Source organism: Jiangella muralis, from assembly GCF_001270745.1.
In the GTDB taxonomy this organism is placed as follows: domain Bacteria; phylum Actinomycetota; class Actinomycetes; order Jiangellales; family Jiangellaceae; genus Jiangella; species Jiangella muralis.
Genome location: NZ_LFXL01000025.1, coordinates 124,886 through 145,443 on the forward strand (window position 1 = coordinate 124,886; position 20,558 = coordinate 145,443).

Below are 20,558 nucleotides of genomic sequence, written 5' to 3' on the forward strand. Positions count from 1 at the left end.
CTGACAGTGCAACGTCCCGGTCCGGTGAATGGTGTCGGAACAGCGAATGGAAGGATGCTGTTGACGCGGTAGAGAGCACAACGACGACATCGAGGAGCACCACCGTGGCCGACACTGCCGGTTTCGACGTCATCATCCTGGGCGGCGGGAGCGGCGGCTATGCCGCGGCGTTCCGCGCCAGCGAGCTGGGCATGAACGTCGCGTTGGTCGAGAAGGACAAGCTCGGCGGCACCTGCCTGCACTACGGCTGCATCCCCACCAAGGCGCTGTTGCACGCCGCCGAGATCGCCGACAACTCCCGCGACAGCGCGCAGTTCGGCGTCAAGACCTCGTTCGAGGGCATCGACATGCCGGGGGTCAACAGCTACAAGGACGGCGTCGTCGGCCGCATGTACAAGGGGCTGCAGGGCCTGTTCAAGGCCAACAAGGTCACGGTCATCGAGGGCGAGGGCCGGCTGGTCGCGCCCAACGCCGTCGAGGTCGGCGGCACCCGCTACGAGGCCCGCAACGTCATCCTGGCGACGGGCTCGCGGTCCCGGTCGCTGCCCGGGCTGGACATCGACGGCGCCCAGGTCATCAGCAGCTACGAGGCGCTGACGCTCGACCGCGTCCCGGCGTCGGCGGTCGTGCTGGGCGGCGGCGTCATCGGCGTCGAGTTTGCCAGCGTGTGGCGGTCCTTCGGCGCCGACGTCACCATCGTCGAGGCGCTGCCCCGGCTGGTACCGGCCGAGGACGCGGCCGCGTCGAAGGTGGTCGAGCGGGCGTTCCGCAAGCGCGGCATCGGCTTCAAGACCGGCGTGCGGTTCGCCGGCGTCGAGAAGCGCGACGGCGGCGTCACCGTCTCGCTGGAGAACGGCGAGACCATCGACGCCGAGCTGCTGCTGGTCGCCGTCGGACGCGGCCCGGTGACCGAGAACCTCGGCTTCGAGGAGAACGGCGTCACGCTGGACCGCGGCTTCGTCGTCACCGACGAGCGGCTGCGCACCGGGGTGCCGAACGTCTACGCCGTCGGCGACATCGTCCCCGGCCTGCAGCTGGCGCACCGCGGCTTCGCGCACGGCATCTTCGTCGCCGAGGAGATCGCCGGGCTCAACCCGGTGCCCGTCGACGAACTCGGCATCCCCAAGGTCACCTACTGCGACCCCGAGGTCGCCTCCGTCGGCCTCACCGAGGAGCAGGCCAAGGAGCGGCTGGGCGACGACAAGGTCGAGACGCTCGAGTACGGTCTCGGCGGCAACGGCAAGAGCCAGATCCTGAAGACGCAGGGCTTCGCCAAGCTCGTCCGCGAGAAGGACGGCCCGGTCATCGGCCTGCACCTGGTGGGCGCCCGGGTCGGCGAGCTCATCGCCGAGGCGCAGCTCATCTACAACTGGGAGGCCATGCCGCACGAGGTGGCCCAGCTGATCCACCCGCACCCCACCCAGAGCGAGGCGTTGGGCGAGGCGCACCTCGCGCTGGCCGGCAAGCCGTTGCACGTCCACGGCTGACCTGCCGGGGCATAAGCTTGCCTCTGCCTTGCAGCGACGGAACATACGTAGGACTCGAGAGGACAGACGATGGCAACCTCCGTCACCTTGCCCGCACTCGGCGAGAGCGTCACCGAGGGCACAGTGACCCGCTGGCTCAAGCAGCCGGGTGACACGGTCGCCGTCGACGAGCCGTTGCTCGAGATCTCCACCGACAAGGTCGACACCGAGATCCCGTCGCCGGTCGGCGGCACGCTGCTGGAGATCAAGGTCGCCGAGGACGAGACCGTCGAGGTCGGCGCCGAACTGGCGGTCATCGGCGAGGCGGGCGAGTCCGCGGGCGACGGCGGCAGCGGCGGCCAGGCGGCGCCGGCCGAGGAGGCTGCTCCGGCCGAGGAGGCTGCTCCGGCTGAGGAGGCCGCTCCGGCTGAGGAGGCCGCGCCGACGCCCGCCGCCGAGCCCGAGCCCGCTCCGGCGGCCGCGTCGAGCAACGGCGCGGGCGGCGAGAGCACCGAGGTCACACTGCCGGCGCTGGGCGAGAGCGTCACCGAGGGCACGGTCACCCGCTGGCTCAAGCAGCCGGGCGACACGGTCGCCGTCGACGAGCCCCTGCTCGAGATCTCCACCGACAAGGTCGACACCGAGATCCCGTCGCCGGTCGGCGGCACGCTGCTGGAGATCAAGGTCGCCGAGGACGAGACCGTCGAGGTCGGCGCGGTACTCGCGCTGGTCGGAACGGCTGGCGGTGCGGCCGCCCCGGCACCCACGCCCGCGCCCGCCGCCCCGGCACCGGCCCAGGAGGCCGCGCCCGCACCGGAGCCGCAGCCGGCCCCGTCGGCCCCCGCGCCGGCTCCGGTCCCGCAGGCGCCGCAGACCCCGGGCCCGCAGGCAACCGCCACGCAGGCTCCGCCCGCTTCCGCCCCGGCGGCGGCGCCCGCCGCGGCGCCGTCCGGCAACGGCACTCCGTACGTGACGCCGCTGGTGCGCAAGCTGGCCGGCCAGCACGGCGTCGACCTCGGCACCGTCCAGGGCACCGGCATCGGCGGCCGGGTCCGCAAGCAGGACGTGCTGGCCGCGGCCGAGGCCGCGAAGGCCGCCGCCGCTCAGCCGGCCCCGTCCGCCGCGGCTCCGGCGGCCCAGCCGGCCGGCGCGCCCGAGACGGTCGAGCCGTCGCCGCTGCGGGGCACCACCGAGAAGCTGACCCGCATGCGCAAGGTCATCGCCAAGCGCGTGCACGAGTCGCTGCAGGAGACCGCGCAGCTCACCAGCGTCGTCGAGATCGACATCACCACGCTGGCCCGGCTGCGCGACCGCTTGAAGGCCGACTTCGCCCAGCGCGAGGGCGTCAAGCTGTCGTTCCTGCCGTTCTTCGCGAAGGCCGCGGTCGAGGCGCTCAAGCAGCACCCGAAGATCAACGCCTCGATCGACGTCGAGAAGGGCGAGGTCACCTACCACGACCGCGAGAACCTCGTCATCGCCGTCGACACCGAGGCCGGGCTGCTGGTGCCGGTCGTCAAGGACGCCGGCGACCTCAACATCGCCGGGCTGGCGCGCAAGATCGCCGAGGTCGCCGAGAAGGCGCGCACCGGCAAGCTGACGCCCGACGAGATCACCGGCGGCACGTTCACGCTGACCAACACCGGCAGCCGCGGCGCGCTGTTCGACACGCCGATCTTCTTCCAGCCGCAGGTCGCGATCCTCGGCACCGGCGCCGTCGTCAAGCGTCCGATGGTCATCGACGACCCCAACCTGGGCGAGACCATCGCCGTCCGGCACATGGTGTACTTCGCGCTCAGCTACGACCACCGGCTGGTCGACGGCGCCGACGCCGCCCGGTTCCTGACGACGGTGAAGAAGCGGCTCGAGGGCGGGCGGTTCGAGGCCGACCTGGGCCTCTGACCCCATGCGGGTCGCTGTCGCGGGCTCCAGCGGCTTCATCGGGTCGGCGCTCGTCGCCGGGCTGGAGTCCGCCGGTCACGAGGTCGTGCGGCTGGTGCGGCACGCGCCGGCGGCCGCGAACGAGGCGCAGTGGGACCCCGAACAGGGTGTGGTCCCACTCGCCCGCCTCACCGATGTCGAGGCCGTCGTGCACCTCGGCGGCGTCAACGTCGGCTCGCACCGCTGGACCCGCCGGTTCAAGAAGGAGTTGCACCACAGCCGCATCCGCTCGACGACGGTGCTCGCGTCCGCGCTGACCGGGCTGTCCACGCGGCCGCGGGTGTTCGTCTGCGCGTCGGCGATGGGCTACTACGGCCCCGACCGCGGCCGCGAGCTGCTGGACGAGGAGTCCGGCCCCGGCGACGGCTTCCTCGCCGGCCTGTGCCAGGACTGGGAGCACGCCGCCCAGCCCGCCCGGGCCGCCGACATCGCCGTCTGCCATCCGCGGTTCGGCCTCGTGGTCGGGCCCGGCGGCGGGGCGCTGAAGCCGCTGCTGCCGCTGTTCCGGCTCGGGCTGGGCGGCCACTTCGGCGGCGGCGAGCAGTTCTGGAGCCCCGTCTCCTTGCACGACACCGTGCGGGCCCTCCGCTTCCTCGTCGAGCAGCACGGCTGCGTCGGGCCCTACAACGTGTGCTGTCCGTCGCCGGTGTCCAACGGTGAGTTCAGCCGGGTGCTGGCGGCCGAACTGCATCGGCCGAGGCTGCTGCCGGTGCCCGGGGTCGGCCTGCAGATCGCCATCGGCCAGGCGTCGTCGGAACTGCTCGGCAGCCTGCGCATCGTGCCGACGCGGCTCAGCGAGGCCGGGTTCGAGTTCGAGCACCCGGAGGTGCGGGCGATCATTCGCTCCGCTCTCTGAGTTTCTCGTTGGCCGCGACCGGCCGTGTCCGCCATGATCATCCAACTTTTGGGCTGCTCTGACACCCCAAAAGTTGGATGATCATGGCCGGCCGTTGGGCGTCTGCTGCCGGAGCCCGCCGCGACGCACGGCCACCGCTGCCCGGCCCGTAGTCGCGGCTCGCCGTAGGTATGACCCGCCCCTCTAGGGAGGGTGCCCACCCTACGGGCGGGCACCGACAGGCTCCGGCGCCGCTGCGCTCCGATGCCGCGGTGTGGCGACGCGCGGGTCAGCGGTCTAGCCGAAGCGCCAGGAGCTGGTGCCGTCGGGGTTGGCGACCGCGACGAGGTCGGCCTCCCAGGTCTGCTCCTCGAAGCCTTCCATCTCCTGCTCGACCCCGCCGTTGTCGTCGACGAGGGTGTAGGGGGGTGTGCGCTGGGTGATGGTGACCGTTGCCCGGCCGCCCTCCTGGGACACCACCTCGGCGTTGACGACCTCGAAGGTGAGGCCTTCGGTATGGACTCCGGCGTCGTCGTACTCCTGGAGCAGCTCGGCGTCGTCGGTGAGGGTCGGGTTGGTGGGAGCGTGCACCTGGCAGAGCAGCTCAGGGTCGCCGTCCTCGAACGCCTGCGCCCGCAGCGTGTACAGCCGCTGCACCTCCTGGGTCCAGTCGGTGACGGTGGGCGGCGGGACGGTGGGCGCGGGCTGCGGACCGCCGCAGAGGTCGGTCGACGCCTCGGAGTCGGGGCTGGAGCCGCTGGCCGGGCCGTCGGTGGGGGTGTCGTCGCCGAAGATGCGCCAGCCGACGATCGCCACGCCGGCGACCAGCAGCAGCGCCACCAGGGTGCTGACGATCCAGAGGCGGTCCTTGCGCTTCGGGGCGGCGGTGTCGTCGTCCGGGGGCGGCGGAGCCCCGCGCCGGGACTCCTTCACCGCCGGAGCCGCGGCCGCCGGGCGGCGAGCGGGCGGACGGTCGTCGGCGCCGCCGGGCGGGCCGGACGGCGGGCCAGACGGCGGAGCCGAAGCCGGGGTCGTCGGAGGGCCCGAAGGTGGGCCCGACGGCGGCGGCTCCTCGCTCCGGCCGCGACGTCCACGCCGCGAGGTGCGGATCGGGCCGGTCGGCGCTGTGGGGCTCGCTCCGGCCCCTCCTGGCACCGTGGCGGGGCCGGGCCCGGCCGGCGCCGTCAGCCCGCCCACGGCGCCGGACGGGAGCGGCGCAGGCGTCTCCGGCGCCTCCGCGCGACGGCGGGCGCGGCGGCCGGTCGAGGTCGAGCGGCGCATGAACGCGGCGACGTCGTCGTCGGCGCCCATGACGGGGGCGTCGACGACGGGCCGCATGGTGCCCGTGGTCGCGTGGTTCTCCTCGAGGACCAGTTCGACGGGCGCGGGGTCGGCCACCGCGAAGAAGACGTTGCCGATGCTGCTGACCGGCGGACGCCGGTTCGGCGCCGGGTCGAGCGCGCTGGCCAGCAGCGCCTGCGTGGCCGGCGGGACGGCGGGCAGCGCCAGCCGCATGGACGGCAGGTACCCCGTCAGCGCGACCACGGCGGCCGTGACCAGTCCGTACACGTCGGCCGGCGGCCCGGGCGGCGAACCGGCCTGGACCTCCGGCGGCACCGGACGGGCTCGCTGGCCGACCCGCAGCGGCACGCCGGCCTGCACCAGCCCGACGCCGGCGACCATGGGCCGGCCGTCGAGGCTGAAGACGAGGTCGTCGAGGGTGAGGTCGCCGTGGACGATGCCGCGGCGGTGGACCTCGGCCAGCCCCTCGGCGACCGGTGCGCACGCCGTGACGACCTCGCCGGCCGGCAGCACGCCGCGGGCGCCGATGATGCCGGCCAGGCTGCCGCCCTCGGCCGCGCCCAGCACGACGACGATGCCGCCGGGACCGTCGACGACGTCGAGGAACGGGATGACGTGCGGGTGGTCGACCGCGCGCAGGGCCTGGGCGGCCTGCCGCAGCCGGTCGCGCACCTGCGGGCCGGCCTGGCCGACGAAGCGCAGGGTGACGGACGCACCCGTGGCGTCCTCTTTCGCGAGGTACATGGCCGACGCGTCGGAGCCGAGCCGCCGAGTGATCGTGTAGCCCGCGGGAGTCTCGAGACCCTGCATCCGCTTATCGTTGCAAACCTCACGCCCAGATGCCGCATCGGCCGTGTCACAAAGCTGATTACGATCGGAGACATGGACGGGGTCACGCCGCTCGCCGCGCCCGAGAGCCCGTTCGGCCTGCCGCTCTGGCTGGGCATCGCCGTCATGTTCGGCATCGTCGTCGCCCGAGCTCAGGCCACGTATTGGCTGGGCCGGGCAGCGGGGACGGGCATCGCGCGGTCCCGCTGGGGCGACCGCCTCGGCCGCGACCGGCTGGACCGCGCCGAGCGGGTCGTCGGGCGCTACGGACCGGTCGCCGTCACACTGTCGTTCCTGACCATCGGCGTGCAGACGGCCGTCAACGCGATCGCCGGCGCCACCCGCATGCCGTTCGGCCGCTACCTGGCCGCCATGCTGGTCGGGTCGGCGCTGTGGGCGATCATCTGGACGGTCGGCGGCCTGGGCGTGGTCTGGGGCGCGGTGACGGTGGCCTCGGCGGCGCCGCTGGCGGCCATGGCGACGCTGGTCGCGGCCGTCGCCGTCGTGGCGGTGGTCATCGGCTACCGTCGTCGGCGCACCCGCCGCCGGCTCGTCCCCGACCAGGAGGCCCGATGACCCGCCCGCCGACCATCCTCGCCACCAGCGGCGGGTTCTCGTACGACGCGCGCGAGAACCTCCGCCCGGGCGGGCTGACGCGGCTCGCACTGCGGCTCACCGAGGCCGAGCGGCCGAAGCTGTGCTTCGTCCCGACGGCTTCCGGCGACAGCACGATCTACGTGCAGCGGACGTACGCGGCGTTCGCCGGCTGGTCGGTCGACGTGTCACACCTGAGCCTGTTCCCGATGCCCAACGTCGAGGACGTCCGGGCGCACGTGCTGGCGCAGGACGTGCTGTGGGTCGGTGGCGGCTCCGTCGCCGGGCTGCTGGCGATGTGGCGGCTGCACGGCCTCGACGACGTCATGCGCGAGGCATGGGAGGCCGGCGTCGTGCTGGCCGGGGTGTCGGCCGGGTCGATCTGCTGGCACGTCGGCGGTCCCACCGACTCGTTCGGCCCGCAGTTGCGCGTCGTCACCGACGGCCTCGCACTGCTGCCGTACGGCAACGGCGTCCACTACGACTCCGAGGAGCAGCGCCGCCCGCTGCTGCACCGCATGGTCGCCAGCGGCGAACTGCCCACGTCGTTCGCCACCGACGACGGCGCCGGTGTGCTCTACCGCGGCACCGAGCCGGCCGGCGTGTTCATCGAGCGTGACGGCGCCGGCGGTTACCTGGTCGAGGCGTCCGGCGGGGAGGCCAAGGAGACCGCGCTCCCCACCGAACGCCTCTGAGCCGGACTCAGCGCCGCGGGTTCGGATCGTTCTCCGGCGGCACGCCGTCGACGCCGCTCTTCACCTGCAGGTGGAACTCACCGTCGTAGCGTTCCAGCCCGTAGTCGACGGCCTGCTCGACGGCCTCGACGCCGCGGTCCTCGCGCAGCATCATCGGATCGGTGCGCAGGTCCTTCGCCAGCGCCACGCAGACGCCGACCATCACCAGCATGAACGGCGCCCCCGCCAGGATGGTGATGTTCTGCAGACCCTCCAGGGCCGTCCCGCCGCCCTCGCCGATCATCAGCATGATCGCCGCCACGGCGCCCATCAGCAGCCCCCAGAAGACGACCACGCCCTTCGACGGCTCGATCGACCCGCGTTGCGAGAGCGTGCCGGTGACGATGGACGCGGCGTCGGCGCCCGACACGAAGAAGATCGCCACCAGCAGCATCACCAGCACGCTGGCGATCGTCGTGAGCGGCAGGTGCTGCAGCACGGAGAACAGCTGTTCCTCCTGCCCGGTCGGATTCTCCGCGGTGCCGGCGATGTCCTCGCCGCCGCGTTGCAGGTCGATGGCGGTGCCGCCGAAGATGCAGAACCAGACCACGCTGACGACGCTGGGCACCAGCAGGACGCCCACGACGAACTGCCGGATGGTGCGGCCGCGGCTGATGCGGGCGATGAACATGCCGACGAACGGGGTCCAGGACATCCACCAGGCCCAGTAGAAGATCGTCCAGCCGGACACCCACTCCTGCATGGCGTCGCCGCCGCTGGCCTCGGTGCGGGCGGCCATCTCGGCGAGGTCGGCGAAGTAGTCGCCGATGGCGGTCGGGAGCAGATTGAGGATGAAGATCGTCGGGCCGGCGACGAACACGAAGAACGCCAGCACCGCGGCCAGCACCATGTTCGTGTTGGACAGCCACTGGATGCCGCGCTCGATGCCCGACACCGCGGACGCGACGAACGCGAACGTCAGCACGGCGATGATCGCCACCAGCAGCCCGGTGCTCACGTCGTCGAGCCAGCCGACCTCCTGCAGGCCGCTGCCGATCTGCAACGCGCCCAGGCCCAGCGACGCGGCCGTGCCGAACACCGTCGCGAAGATCGCGAACACGTTGATCGCCCGGCCGAAGCCGCCCTCGATGCGGCGCCGTCCCAGCAGCGGCGTGAACACCGAGCTGATCAGCTGGCTGCGGCCGCGGCGGAACGTGCCGTAGGCGATGGCCAGGCCGACGACGGCGTAGATGGCCCACGGGTGCAGCGTCCAGTGGAACAGCGTCGTGGCCATGGCGGTGTTCATCGCCTCGATGCTCTCCGGCTCGCCGGTCCCCGGGACGGGGTCGGTGGTGAAGAACGTCAGCGGCTCGTTGACGCCGAAGAACATCAGGCCGATGCCCATGCCGGCGCTGAACATCATCGCGACCCAGGAGGACGTGCGGAACTCGGGCCGCTCGCCGTCGGCGCCGAGCGGGATGCGTCCGTACCGGCTGAACGCCACCCAGAGGATGAAGACGACGAACCCGGTCGCGGTCAGCGCGAACGCCCAGCCGGCGTTGTGCGTGATCCACGACAACGCCTTGGACGAGGCGCTGGCCAGCGAGTCGGTGTCGACGAATCCCCAGATCACGAACGCGAACACGATGCCGCCGGCGATGCCGAAGACGATCTTGTCGGTCGGGCGTCTCTCCGCGGCGGCGGAGGCGCCGGAGCGGGTGGTGGTGGTCGTTCCTCGTTCAGCAGTCACGTCGGATGGCGTACCCCGTAGGGGCACTTCTCCTCTCTTCACCCACAGCAATGTCGCGCTTCAACGTAACGGCCGCGCCCTTCCGGGGCATGCCGAAACGTCAGAGCGGGCGAGTCGCGTGGAGGAGAGGGTCAAGGCCGCAGGGCGGCCAGCAGTTCGTACGAGCGCAGCCGGTCGGCGTGCGGCGTCACCGTCGTGACGACCATCAACTCGTCCGCGCCCGTGCGCTCCACCAGGGCGGACAGCTCACGCCGGACGGTGTCCGGGCCGCCGGCGATCTGGCCGCCGAGGAACGGCGCCAGCAGCTCCAGCTCGGCCGGGGCGAACTCGTGCGCCGCGGCCTGCTCCGGCGTGGGCAGCGGGCCGGGCGCGCCCGTCCGGAGCCGCAGCATCGACAGCTTCATCGGCCCGGCCAGCCACTGCGCGCGCTCGTCGTCGTCGGCGAGGACGACGCTGACCGCGACCATCGCGTACGGCGCCGCCAGCTCGGCCGACGGCTGGAAAGCGTCGCGGTACAGCGTCAGCGCCGGGACGGTGTTCGCGGCGCTGAAGTGGTGGGCGAAGGAGAACGGCAGCCCGAGCGCCGCCGCGGCCCGCGCGCTGTAGTCGCTGGATCCGAGCAGCCAGACCGGGACGTCCTCGCCGCGGCCCGGCGTGGCGGTGATCGCGGCGTACGGGTGATCGTCCGGCCACTCCCCCGAGAGGAACGCCCGGACCTGGGCCAGGTGCTGCGGGAACTCCTCGACCAGCCGCGGGTCGCTGCTGCCGCGCAGCGCGTGCGCCGTCAGCCCGTCGGTGCCGGGCGCGCGGCCGATGCCGAGGTCGATGCGGCCCGGGTGCAGCGCCGCCAGCGTGCCGAACTGCTCGGCGACGACCAGCGGCATGTGGTTCGGCAGCATCACCCCGCCCGACCCGACCCGGATGGACGTCGTCGCCGCGGCCACCGCCGCGATGAGGACCGGCGGCGACGAGCTGGCGATGCCCGGCATGTTGTGGTGCTCGGCCAGCCAGTAACGGCGGAAGCCCAGGTCGTCGGCGTGCCGGGCCAGCTGCAGGGTGTTGGCCAGGGCCGCCGACGGGGTCGATCCCGTCACCACCGGCGCGAGATCGAGTACGGACAAGGGGATGCCACGGAATGTCGCCACGACAGGTGCCAACCGCGCGGTTGCCGCAGGACTTCCCGGCGGGCGTAGGCTCGACATCCGTGGGCGAGCTACGGATCATCCGGCATGACGGGTTCGTGCCGTATCAGGAGGCGTGGGACGAGCAGCGGCGCCTGCACGCCGCGCGGGTGGCCGGCGAGATCGGCGACACCGTCGTCCTGCTGGAACACGAGGCGGTCTACACCGCGGGCAAGCGCACCACGCCCGAGGAACGGCCGCTGCTGGATGCCGGCGCGCCGGTCATCGACGTCGACCGCGGCGGCAAGATCACCTGGCACGGCCCCGGGCAGCTCACCGGCTACCCGATCCTGCAGCTGCCCGAGCCGTACGACGTCATCGGCTACGTCCGCCGGGTCGAGCAGCTCATGCTCGACGTCTGCCACGACCTCGGCGTCGACGCGGTCCGGGTCGACGGCCGCAGCGGCGTCTGGATCCAGCCCGGCGACGGCTCCCCCGACCGCAAGCTGGGCGCCGTCGGGCTGCGCGTCGCCCGCGGCGTCACCATGCACGGCTTCGCCCTGAACTGCGACAACGACCTCGGCTGGTACGACCGCATCGTCGCCTGCGGCATCAGCGACGCCGGCACCACGACGCTGTCGCGCGAGCTGGGCCGCCGGGTCTCCGTCGCCGACGCGCTGCCGTATGTCGAAGGTCACCTCGACGAGCTGCTCGCGCTGCAGCCGCAGACGTAGGGTGGAGTGGTGACTGTCGCGCCGGAGGGACGTCGGCTGCTGCGCCTCGAAGTGCGCAATGCCGAGACGCCGATCGAGAAGAAGCCTTCCTGGATCAAGACGAAGGCGACCATGGGCCCGGAGTACCGCGAGCTGCAGTCGCTGGTGAAACGCGAGGGCCTGCACACGGTCTGCCAGGAGGCCGGCTGTCCCAACATCTTCGAGTGCTGGGAAGATCGCGAGGCCACGTTCCTCATCGGCGGCGACCACTGCACCCGCCGCTGCGACTTCTGCCTCATCGACACCGGCAAGCCCGACGACCTCGATCGCGACGAGCCGCGCCGCGTCGCCGAGTCGGTTCAGGCCATGGGGCTGCGCTACGCCACCGTCACCGGCGTCACCCGCGACGACCTCCCCGACGAAGGCGCCTGGCTGTACGCCGAGACCATCCGGGAGATCCGCAAGTTCAACCCGAACACCGGGGTCGAGATCCTCACCCCCGACTTCTCCGGCAAGGCCGACCTCCTGCAGCAGGTCTTCGACGCCGAGCCGCAGGTGTTCGCGCACAACGTCGAGACCGTGCCGCGCATCTTCAAGCGCATCCGGCCGGCGTTCCGGTACGAGCGCTCGCTCGACGTCATCTCGATCGCCCGCGCCGCCGGCATGATCACCAAGTCCAATCTCATCCTCGGCATGGGCGAGACGCGCGAGGAGATCTCCCAGGCGCTGGCCGACCTCCACGGCGCCGGCTGCGACCTCATCACCATCACGCAGTACCTGCGTCCGTCGGTGCGCCACCACCCGATCGAGCGGTGGGTGAAGCCCGAGGAGTTCGTCGACCTGCAGGCCGAGGCCGAGGAGCTCGGCTTCGCCGGCGTCATGTCCGGGCCGCTGGTGCGCTCGTCGTACCGCGCCGGGCGGCTCTACCGGCAGGCCATGGAGGCCCGGGCCGCGCGCTGACCCGGTGTTCTCCCCCGGCCGGAGTCATCCACCTTCTTGGTCGTCATAACAGCCCAAAACGTTGATGATCATGGTGGGCGCACCTCGGCGTTCACCCGGTCCGAAGCGCGGTCCGCCAGGAAGTACTCTTCTCCCCATGGCACGAAACGACGACCAGGGGACGCCCGAGAAGACCGGGCGCATCGCGCAGATCCGCCAGACCTACTCGATGGCCCGGCGGTCCGATCGCTGGGTCGGCTGGATCACCTTGGGCATCGTGCTCGGTGTCCTCGCGCTCGCGGTCGCCGTCGGCATCTTCGTCGGCCCGCTGTGGCTGTGGATCGTCGTCGGCCTGCCCATCGCGCTGCTGGGTGCCGCCATCGTGTTCGGGCGGCGGGCCGAGCGGGCCGCGTACTCCCAGATCGAGGGGCAGCCAGGCGCCGCCGCGGCCGCGCTCGGCACCCTGCGCCGCGGCTGGGAGACCACCCCCATGGTGGGCGCCAACCGCCACCAGGACGTCGTCCACCGCGCCGTCGGCCGGCCCGGCATCGTGCTGATCGGCGAGGGCGCCGTCCCCGGCCGGGTCGCCAACCTGCTCGCGCAGGAGAAGAAGCGGCACAGCCGGGTCGCGCCGGAGATGCCCGTCGTCGAGGTCATCGTCGGGCGCGAGGAGGGCCAGGTGCCGCTCCCCCGGCTCACCCGGCACCTCAACAAGCTGCCGAAGAACATCCGCCCGGCCGAGGTCACGGAACTGCGGGCGCGGCTGCGCGCGCTCGGCAGCACGCCCATCGGCATCCCGAAGGGCCCGCTGCCCAAGGGCGCCCGCATCCCGCGCGGCACCCAGCTGCCCGGACGCTGAGCCCGGTCGGCAGTGTCGAGGCGAGTCCCACCAGGGAAAGTGACTAGCGGGCGTTCACGACCACCGTGTTCGACGCGAGGTCGTGCAGGCCGCGGCCGTCGCTGGTGAACACGAGCGGCGGGATGATCAGCGCGATCATCAGCGTCCGCACCGCGGCGACCACCGGGCCGATGCGCTGTCCGCCCAGGTGGGCCACCCGCAGCCCGAGCATCAGCTGCCCGAGGCTGCCGCCCGCCAGCGTCGTCGACGCGACCACCAGCAGGTACCAGCAGATCAGCGGCAACCAGAACACGTCGCTCTGCGCGTCCCACACGCCGGAGTTCCCGCCGGTGACGATGAACGCGACCAGGTTGCCGGCCAGCCAGTCGAGCAGCAGCGCGGCGAACCGCCGTCCCCAGCCGGCCGCCGAGCCGGGGCCGTGGTCGGGCAGCTGCAGATCGGAGGACGGGGAGCTCACCCTGTGAGCCTAGGCGGTCGGCGCCGGGGCGTGCGGACCGCCTCCATATCGCACGTAACACTGGCGAAACACTCGGGACACCGCCGGGAAATCCCAGGAATCTAGCGTCCGGACCACGAGGGTAATACGGTCAACGCCGACCGTCGACGGATGCGGAGACTGCGCCGCCGAGGCGCGAAGGAGATGCGGATGTTCACCAACCCGGACGAGCTGCTGAAGTTCGTCAAGGACGAGGGCGTCGAATTCATCGATGTCCGCTTCTGCGACCTGCCAGGCGTCATGCAGCACTTCAACGTGCCGGCCACGGCCTTCGACGCCGACGCCATCGCCGAGGGCCTGATGTTCGACGGCTCCTCGATCCGCGGCTTCCAGGCCATCCACGAGTCCGACATGAAGCTGATGGCAGACCCGGCCACGGCGTTCGTCGACCCGTTCCGCAAGGCCAAGACCCTCGCGCTGAACTTCTCCATCGTCGACCCCTTCACCAACGAGCCGTACAGCCGCGACCCGCGCAACATCGCGGCCAAGGCCGAGGCGTACCTCGCCAGCTCCGGCATCGCCGACACCGTCTACTTCGGGCCCGAGGCGGAGTTCTACGTCTTCGACGACGTCCGCTTCGAAACCAAGGCGAACGCCGGCTACTACCACATCGACTCCATCGAGGGCGCCTGGAACACCGGCCGCGTCGAAGAGGGCGGCAACCGCGGCTACAAGACGCGGTACAAGGGCGGCTACTTCCCCGTCCCGCCGGTCGACCACTACGCCGACCTGCGCGACGACATGGTCAAGGCGATGACCGGCGTCGGCTTCGAGATCGAGCGGGCCCACCACGAGGTCGGCACCGCCGGCCAGGCCGAGATCAACTACAAGTTCGACACCCTCAAGCACGCCGGCGACCGCCTGATGCTGTTCAAGTACATCGTCAAGAACGTCGCCTGGGACGCCGGCAAGACCGCCACCTTCATGCCGAAGCCGCTGTTCGGCGACAACGGCTCGGGCATGCACTGCCACCAGTCGCTGTGGAAGAACGGCGACCCGCTGTTCTACGACGAGCTCGGCTACGGCGGCCTGTCCGACATGGCGCGCTGGTACATCGGCGGCCTGATCAAGCACGCCGACTCCCTGCTGGCCTGGACCAACCCGACGGTGAACTCGTACCACCGCCTGGTGCCCGGCTTCGAGGCGCCGGTCAACCTGGTCTACTCGCAGCGCAACCGGTCGGCGGCCGTCCGCATCCCCGTCACCGGCACGTCGCCGAAGGCCAAGCGCATCGAGTTCCGCGTCCCGGACCCGTCCAGCAACCCGTACCTCGCCTTCTCCGCCATGCTCATGGCCGGCGTCGACGGCATCCGCAACAAGATCGAGCCGCCCGAGCCGGTCGACAAGGACCTGTACGAGCTGCCGCCCGAGGAGCACGCCAGCATCGCCACCGTCCCGGCATCGCTCGACGCGGCGCTCAACGCGCTCGAGTCCGACCACGACTACCTCCTCGAGGGCGGCGTCTTCACCGACGACCTGGTGGAGACCTGGATCGACTGGAAGCGCACCAACGAGATCGACCCGATCCGGCTGCGTCCGCACCCGCACGAGTTCGAGCTGTACTTCGACATCTGATCGCAGGGCACTCCCCTGACGGGAGCCGCCGGCCGCCTGCCTCGAGGCGCGGTCGGCGGTTCTCTTTTTCTGGGCTCTCGCTGCTTCCGTGGGGTCGACGGTGTGGGATCACTGCCGGAGGCGGGTGGCATCACTGTGGTCAGGACGACAGTGATGCCACCCATCAGGTGCAGCGATCTCACACCGTTGGCGCCGGCGCGCCGGCCAGCTACCCCTGCGCGGCGCGCTCGTGGATGGCCCGCATCCGCTCGTCGAACGGCGGCACCGGCCCCACGACGTCGAGTCCCGGCACGACGTCGGTGATGGGGAGGGCCCTGACGGGGCCGGGCGGCAGCCCCCAGCCAGCCCGCCAGGTGGACAGCTGGGCGCTCGATGCGGCGTAGACGATGCGGCCGAGCCCGACCCATCCGTGCGCCGCGGCGCACATCGGGCAGTGCTCGCCGGAGGTGTAGACGGTGGCGCCGGCCCGCTCCACCGGCGGCAGGTGCCTCGCCGCCCACTGCGCCAGCGCCAGCTCCGGATGCGCGGTCGCGTCGTCCGCGGAGGTCTCGTGATTGTGGTCCTCGGCCAGCACGGCGCCGTCGGCGCTCACCAGTACCGACCCGAACGGCCCGTCACCGGCGGCGAGAGCCTCCTCGGCCAGTTCGACGCACCGTTCCAGGAACGCGGAGTGCTCGTCAGCGAGCGTCATCGCAGCAACCTTTCGATGGAGCAGGCCTTGCGTGGCGCAGCGATAGTAGCCGCCGCGCGACGACGGCCGCTCAGGTTCCGCCCCGCGCGATGAGGTCGCCCTGTCCACGCAGGAACCGCATCGTGGGCTCGGTCCTGGCCAGCTCCGCGGCGCGGGCGTAGGCGTCCGCGGCCTCGGCCCGCCGGTCGAGCCGCCGCAGCATGGCGCCGCGCGCGGCGTGCCACAGGTGGTAGCCGGCCAGGTCGCCGGCGAGCTCGTCGAGCAGGAGCAGGCCGTCGCCCGGCCCGTGGACCTCCGCGACGGCGACGGCGCGGTTCAGCGCGACGACCGGGGTCGGCAGCACCGCGATCAGCCGGTCGTAGAACCGGACGATCGCCGGCCAGTCGGTGTCCTCGTAGCGGCGTGCGGCGCAGTGCAGGGCCTGGATCGCGGCCTGCAGCTGGAAGGGTCCGAGCCGGCGTCGCCGCAGGCAGTCCAGCACGAGGGCCTGCCCCTCGACGATCAGGGCGTTGTCCCACAGCGACCGGTCCTGGTCCTTCAGCAGCACCACGTCCCCGCCACCACCGCGGGCCGGCATGCGCGCGTCGTTCAGCAGCATCAGCGCCAGCAGACCCGCGGGCTCCGGCTCGCCCGGCATCAGCGCGGCCATGAGCCGGGTGAGCCGGACCGCCTCGGCCCGCAGGCCGCGGCGCCTGTCGTCGTCCGCGCCCGCGTTGTAGACCAGGTACAGCACCGCGAGCACGGCACGCAGCCGGCCCGGCAGCTCGTCGGCCGGGGGCACCCGGTAGGGGATGCTCGCCGCCTTGATCTTGTACTTGGCCCGCACCAGGCGTTTCGCCATGGCCTCTTCGCTCACCAGGAACGCCGCTGCCACCTCCGCCGGGGTGAGTCCCGCGACGAGGCGCAGGGTGAGCGCCACCCGATGCTCGACCCGGATGGCGGGGTGACAGCAGGTGAAGATCAGCCGCAACTGGTCGTCGCGCATGGGCTCTGACGTCCCCTCGACGGCGGCGGGCCCGGCTCGGAGCCGGGTCGGACGCGAGTTCCTCGGTCAGCTCGCGTCCGCGCCGGTTCCTGCGGACGACGTCGACGGCCCGGTGCCGCGCGGTCGTGACGATCCAGCCGGCCGGGTTCGCCGGGACACCGTCGCGCGGCCACCGGTCCAGCGCGGTCACGAAGGCATCCTGGACCGCGTCCTCGGCCAGCGTGATGTCGCCGAAGAGCCGTGTCAGCGTGGCCACGGCCGGCCCGTGCGCCTCGCGGAACGCCCGCTCGACGTCGTCCATCCACCGGCTCCGTCAGTGGCCGGCCCGCACGCGTCCGGTCGCCCGGAACGGCCGCACCTCGATGGCGTGGTTGGTGGCCTCGACGACCTTCTCGGCCCAGGCCAGCGCCGCATCGAGATCGTCGGCGTCGAGGATGTAGAAGCCGCCGACGTGCTCCTTCGCCTCGACGAAGGGTCCGTCGGTGGTCACCTTGTCCAGACCGGTCCCGCCGCGCACGACGGTGGTCGCGTCGGGCCCGTGCAGCGCACCACCGAACACGAACGCACCGGCCCGGTCCAGCTCCTCCTCCAGCGCGATCACCCGGCCCATAAACTCCCGCATCTCCTCGGGCGTGGACGGCGCGCCCTCGACGGATCCTTCGGTCTCGTACACCGACAGCAGGTACTGGCTCATCTGAACTCCTCGAGTCCGCGGGACGGTCCCGCTCCGATCAGATGACGAACGGCAGCCCCACGATCAGGACAGGATCTCACCGCCCGCGTCTAGCGGGCGTCGTCGTAGAAGAGGCGTTCGACGACGGAGCGGGCCTTGCGGGCGCAGCGGTGGTAGTCGTCGACGAAGAGGGTGGACTCGCCGGCGCCGTAGCCGAGGACCTGGGACACCGCGGCCAGCGTCTTGGGGTCCTTGGGCAGCATGTCCGACGGGCGGCCGGTCACGAGCACCGTCGCGTTGCGGATGCGGGCCGCCAGCCGCCAGGAGTCCTCCAGCACCGAGCGGTCGTCGGCCGCCAGCAGGCCGGCCGCGACGGCGGCGGCAAGAGCACCCGGCGTCGACGTGGTGCGCAGGGCGGGCACCGACGAGGCGTGCCGGAGCTGCAGCAGCTGCGCCGTCCACTCGACGTCCGCGAGACCGCCGGGCCCCAGCTTCAGGTGCATGGACGGGTCGGCGCCGCGCGGCAGCCGCTCGGACTCGACGCGCGCCTTGATGCGCCGCACGTCGCGAATCTGCCGATCGGTGAGCCCTGCCGTCGGCCAGCGCAAGGGATCGATCAGGGCCGAGAACCGGCGCAGCAACTCGGGGTCGCCGCAGCACGGCGCCGCCCGCAGCAGCGCCTGCCGCTCCCACACCTCACCCCACCGGTCGTAGTACGCGGCGTACGACGCGAGCGTCCGCACCAGCGGCCCCTGCTTGCCCTCGGGCCGCAGCGCGGCGTCGACGGTGAGCGACGGCTCGGGCGAGGGCAGCGACAACAGCCGCGTCATCTCGTTCGCGACGGCGAGCGCCGCCGTCGCCGCCTGGGTCTCGTCCTCGTCGGGGTACGGCGTGTGGACGAACAGCACGTCGGCGTCGGACGCGTACCCCATCTCGCGGCCGCCGAGCCGGCCCATCGCGACGACGGCCAGCCGGGTCGGCAGCGGCCCGCCGCGCGACGCCTCGACGGCACGGGTGGCGGCGGCCAGCGCGCCGGACAACGTGGCCTCCGCGATGGCCGTCAACGCCTCCCCGACGGCCTCGATGGGCGCAGCGGTGGCGAGATCGGCGACGGTGACGCGGAACAGCTCGCGCCGCCGCATGGCCCGCACGACCCCGATCGCGGCGACGGGGTCGTCGTGGCGCTGGACGCCGGCCAGCACCTCCTTCTCCAACGGCCCGCGCTCGCGCAGCCGCAGGGCGTCGTCGTCGCCGAGCATGGCGACCGACTCGGGCGCACGCAGCAGCAGCTCGGTCGCGTACCGGCCGGACGCCAGCACGCGCGCCATGCGCTCGGCCGCCGCGCCGTCGTCGCGCAGCAGCCGCAGGTACCAGGGCGTCGTGCCCAGCGCCTCGCTGACCTTGCGGAACCCGGCCAGCCCGGTGTCGGGCTCGGGTGCGTCGGCGAACCAGCCGAGCAGCACCGGCAGCAGCGTCCGCTGGATCGCCGCCCGCCGCGACACCCCCGTCGTCAGCGCCTCGAGGTGCCGCAGCGCGCCCGCAGGATCGGCGTACCCGAGCGCCCGCAGCCGGGCCAGCGCCGCCTCGGGGCTGAGCCGGACGCCGTCGCCGGGCAGCCGCGCGACGGCGGACAGCAGCGGCCGGTAGAACAGCTTCTCGTGCAGCCGCCGCACCTCGCGCGCCTGCTGGTGCCAGACGTCGTCCAGCTCCGAAGGCTGCCGCAGCGCCAGCGACCGCGCGAGGACCCGCAGCAGGTCGTCGGAGTCGGGGACGACGTGCGTGCGGCGCAGCCCGCGCAGCTGGATGCGGTGCTCGAACGTGCGCAGGAACCGGTAGGCGGCGTCGAGCACCGCGCCGTCGTCGCGCCCGACGTACCCGCCGGCGGTCAGCGCCGCGAGCGCGCCCAGCGTGTTGCCGTCGTGCAGGCTGATGTCGGCCCGTCCGTGCACCAGCTGCAGCAGCTGCACGGCGAACTCGACGTCGCGCAGCCCGCCGGGGCCGAGCTTGAGCTGACGGTCCGCCTCGGCCGGGCGGAGGTGGTCCTCGACCCGTCGCCGCATGGCGTGCACGTCGTCGACGAAGTGGTCGCGGCCGGCCGCGGTCCACACCATCGGCATGACGGCGTCGACGTACTGCTGGCCGACCTCGCGGTCGCCGGCGACCGGACGGGCCTTGAGCAGCGCCTGGAACTCCCACGTCTTGGCCCAGTCGCGGTAGTAGGCGGCGTGGCTGGCGACGGTGCGCACCAGTGGCCCCTGCTTGCCCTCGGGCCGCAGCGCCGCGTCGACCGGCCAGATGGTGCCCTCGCCGGTGTAGACGGAGCAGGCCCGCATCAGCGCCGTGGCCAGCGTCGTCGCGGTGGTCAGCCAGCCGGTGGCGTCGTCGGGCGCGTCGGCGGGCGGCTCGGCGACGAACACGACGTCGACGTCGGAGGCGTAGTTCAGCTCGCGGCCGCCGGCCTTGCCCATGGCGATGACGGCGAGCCGGCAGCCGGGCGCGTCATCGGGAAGCCCGGCCCGGGCGACGGCGAGCGCGGCCTCCAGGGTGGCGCCGGCGAGGTCGGCCAGCTCGGCGGCGACGTCGGCGACGTCGAGCCGGTCGGCGAGGTCGAGCGCCGCCAGCGCCGTGACGTGCCGCCGGTACGCCACCCGCAGCGCGTCGAGCAGCTCCGGCTGCTCCCCCGCGGCGACGGGTACGGCGGCGGCCGGGTCGGCCCCGACGGCGGTCAGCAGCGCGGCCCGGACGGCATCGGCGCCGGGCCGCTCGTCGGCGTCCAGCGCGCCGAGGTCGCGCCAGTGGTCCGGATGCCGGCACAGGTGGTCGGCCAGCGCCGAGCTGAACCCGAGGACGGCCAGTAGCCGGCGCCGGTGCGCGGAATCGTCGGTCAGCAGCGCGCGCAGCTCGGCCCGTCGCGGCTCGGTCTCCAGCGCCTCCAGCAGCCGGCCCACGCCGCGCAGCCCGAGGTCCGGGTCGGCGACGGCGGCCAGCGCGGCCACCAGGTCGGTGCCGGCGAGGCCGGCGAGCAGCGGGTCGTCGAGCTCGCGTTGCGCCGCGGCGGTGTCGGCGAACCCGGCCTTGGCCAGCGACGCGACGCGGCCCTCCGTCCGGTTCACCGACAT

General features: G+C 72.7%; 16 protein-coding genes and 1 pseudogene. 9 read left to right on the forward strand and 8 right to left on the reverse strand.

The window, feature by feature from the left end:
* The first annotated feature begins 104 nt into the window (after positions 1–104).
* From lpdA to ACW62_RS20825, 3 genes are all read left to right on the forward strand, one after another.
* Positions 105–1,487, forward strand: a complete 1,383-nt coding sequence (gene lpdA / locus ACW62_RS20815; RefSeq protein WP_053206038.1) for a dihydrolipoyl dehydrogenase — start codon at positions 105–107, stop codon at positions 1,485–1,487.
* A 69-nt stretch (positions 1,488–1,556) separates the two neighbouring features.
* Complete coding sequence (sucB, locus tag ACW62_RS20820; protein ID WP_053206039.1) at positions 1,557–3,365, forward strand: 2-oxoglutarate dehydrogenase, E2 component, dihydrolipoamide succinyltransferase; 1,809 nt, start codon at positions 1,557–1,559, stop codon at positions 3,363–3,365.
* A gap of 4 nt (positions 3,366–3,369) precedes the next feature.
* Entirely contained in the window at positions 3,370–4,260 is an 891-nt protein-coding gene (locus ACW62_RS20825) for a TIGR01777 family oxidoreductase (RefSeq protein WP_053206040.1), read from the forward strand.
* A gap of 276 nt (positions 4,261–4,536) precedes the next feature.
* Here the strand turns inward: ACW62_RS20825 and ACW62_RS20830 are convergent, their stop codons facing one another.
* Positions 4,537–6,351, reverse strand: coding sequence for a serine/threonine protein kinase (locus tag ACW62_RS20830; RefSeq protein ID WP_053206041.1), 1,815 nt, complete (start codon positions 6,349–6,351; stop codon positions 4,537–4,539).
* A 72-nt stretch (positions 6,352–6,423) separates the two neighbouring features.
* Between ACW62_RS20830 and ACW62_RS20835 the strand changes: the two genes are divergently transcribed.
* Both ACW62_RS20835 and ACW62_RS20840 read left to right on the forward strand, forming a co-directional pair.
* Entirely contained in the window at positions 6,424–6,945 is a 522-nt protein-coding gene (locus ACW62_RS20835) for a DedA family protein (RefSeq protein ID WP_053206042.1), read from the forward strand.
* Entirely contained in the window at positions 6,942–7,658 is a 717-nt protein-coding gene (locus ACW62_RS20840) for a Type 1 glutamine amidotransferase-like domain-containing protein (RefSeq protein WP_053206043.1), read from the forward strand. The genes ACW62_RS20835 and ACW62_RS20840 overlap by 4 nt, the downstream gene beginning before the upstream one ends.
* A gap of 7 nt (positions 7,659–7,665) precedes the next feature.
* Here ACW62_RS20840 and ACW62_RS20845 read toward each other — a convergent pair whose 3' ends face one another.
* Positions 7,666–9,387: a BCCT family transporter gene (locus tag ACW62_RS20845; RefSeq protein WP_083459991.1), complete on the reverse strand. Its 1,722-nt coding sequence runs from the start codon at positions 9,385–9,387 to the stop codon at positions 7,666–7,668.
* A 131-nt stretch (positions 9,388–9,518) separates the two neighbouring features.
* Complete coding sequence (locus ACW62_RS20850) at positions 9,519–10,514, reverse strand: LLM class flavin-dependent oxidoreductase (protein WP_420843608.1); 996 nt, start codon at positions 10,512–10,514, stop codon at positions 9,519–9,521.
* Between the two features lie 8 nt (positions 10,515–10,522).
* Between ACW62_RS20850 and lipB the strand changes: the two genes are divergently transcribed.
* The 3 genes from lipB (at position 10,523) to ACW62_RS20865 (ending at position 13,019) form a co-directional block, all read left to right on the forward strand.
* Positions 10,523–11,242 carry a lipoyl(octanoyl) transferase LipB gene (lipB, locus tag ACW62_RS20855; RefSeq protein WP_053206045.1) on the forward strand — a complete coding sequence of 240 codons (720 nt, stop codon included), beginning with the start codon at positions 10,523–10,525 and terminating at the stop codon, positions 11,240–11,242.
* A gap of 9 nt (positions 11,243–11,251) precedes the next feature.
* A complete protein-coding gene (gene lipA, locus ACW62_RS20860) occupies positions 11,252–12,181 on the forward strand; it encodes a lipoyl synthase (protein WP_053206146.1) in 930 nt (309 codons plus the stop codon).
* A gap of 136 nt (positions 12,182–12,317) precedes the next feature.
* On the forward strand, positions 12,318–13,019 hold the full coding sequence (locus tag ACW62_RS20865) for a DUF4191 domain-containing protein (RefSeq protein ID WP_053206046.1): 702 nt from the start codon (positions 12,318–12,320) through the stop codon (positions 13,017–13,019).
* A 43-nt stretch (positions 13,020–13,062) separates the two neighbouring features.
* On the opposite strand, the gene ACW62_RS20870 is transcribed toward ACW62_RS20865, so the two are convergent.
* Positions 13,063–13,476 (reverse strand): RDD family protein, encoded by a 414-nt coding sequence (locus tag ACW62_RS20870; protein WP_053206047.1) that lies wholly within the window; start codon positions 13,474–13,476, stop codon positions 13,063–13,065.
* Between the two features lie 189 nt (positions 13,477–13,665).
* Here ACW62_RS20870 and glnA point away from each other — a divergent pair, with 189 nt between their 5' ends.
* Positions 13,666–15,090: a type I glutamate--ammonia ligase gene (gene glnA, locus ACW62_RS20875; RefSeq protein ID WP_053206048.1), complete on the forward strand. Its 1,425-nt coding sequence runs from the start codon at positions 13,666–13,668 to the stop codon at positions 15,088–15,090.
* Between the two features lie 208 nt (positions 15,091–15,298).
* On the opposite strand, the gene ACW62_RS20880 is transcribed toward glnA, so the two are convergent.
* From ACW62_RS20880 to ACW62_RS20895, 4 genes and pseudogenes are all read right to left on the reverse strand, one after another.
* Positions 15,299–15,781 (reverse strand): nucleoside deaminase, encoded by a 483-nt coding sequence (locus tag ACW62_RS20880; protein WP_053206049.1) that lies wholly within the window; start codon positions 15,779–15,781, stop codon positions 15,299–15,301.
* A gap of 70 nt (positions 15,782–15,851) precedes the next feature.
* Positions 15,852–17,067: pseudogene (locus ACW62_RS20885) on the reverse strand (RNA polymerase sigma factor).
* Between the two features lie 12 nt (positions 17,068–17,079).
* Positions 17,080–17,460: a YciI family protein gene (locus ACW62_RS20890; RefSeq protein ID WP_053206050.1), complete on the reverse strand. Its 381-nt coding sequence runs from the start codon at positions 17,458–17,460 to the stop codon at positions 17,080–17,082.
* Between the two features lie 89 nt (positions 17,461–17,549).
* Positions 17,550–20,558 (reverse strand): bifunctional [glutamine synthetase] adenylyltransferase/[glutamine synthetase]-adenylyl-L-tyrosine phosphorylase, encoded by a 3,009-nt coding sequence (locus tag ACW62_RS20895; protein ID WP_053206051.1) that lies wholly within the window; start codon positions 20,556–20,558, stop codon positions 17,550–17,552.